The sequence below is a fragment of the Belnapia sp. F-4-1 genome, from assembly GCF_000802185.1.
Lineage (GTDB): Bacteria > Pseudomonadota > Alphaproteobacteria > Acetobacterales > Acetobacteraceae > Belnapia.
This window is the reverse complement of sequence record NZ_JROR01000048.1, coordinates 1-530: the sequence shown is the minus strand read 5'-3', so window position 1 is coordinate 530 and position 530 is coordinate 1. Positions and strand designations below refer to the sequence as shown.

The window sequence follows — 530 nt, the reverse complement described above, 5'->3', positions numbered from 1 at the left end:
TCACCCTCACCGGCCTGCCCCAGGGCGTCACCTACGACGCCGCGACCCGCACCCTCTCCGGCACCCCGACCGCAGCCGGCACCTACCAGCTGACCGTCACCGCCACCGACACGGCCGGCGCAACCGCCACCGACACCTTCAACCTGATCATCGAACCCGAGGAGGAAGAGCCGGAGAACGCCGCGCCGGTGCAGGCTGCCGCCATCGCCGACCAGGGCGGCAAGGTAGGCGAAGCGCTGAACTTCACCCTGCCGTCCGACGCCTTCACCGACCCGGATAACGACACGCTGACGCTGACTGTCGACACCCTGCCCGACGGGCTTGATTTCGACACCGCGACCCGCACCCTTTCCGGCACCCCGACCGCGGCCGGCACCTACCAGGTGACCGTCACCGCCACCGACACGGCCGGAGCATCCGTCAGCGGCACCTTCGACCTGATCATCGCGCCTGAGGATGAAGAGCCGGAGAACACGGCGCCGGTTCTGGTGGGCGACGGCATCGCCGATGCGGACGCGGTGGAAGGTGTT

1 protein-coding gene is annotated in these 530 nt (G+C 69.4%); it reads left to right on the top strand.

All coding sequences use genetic code 11. The features are described 5' to 3' along the window. The coding region (locus tag LH62_RS00230) for a putative Ig domain-containing protein (protein WP_043358433.1) at positions 1 to 530 on the top strand (530 nt) is incomplete at both ends.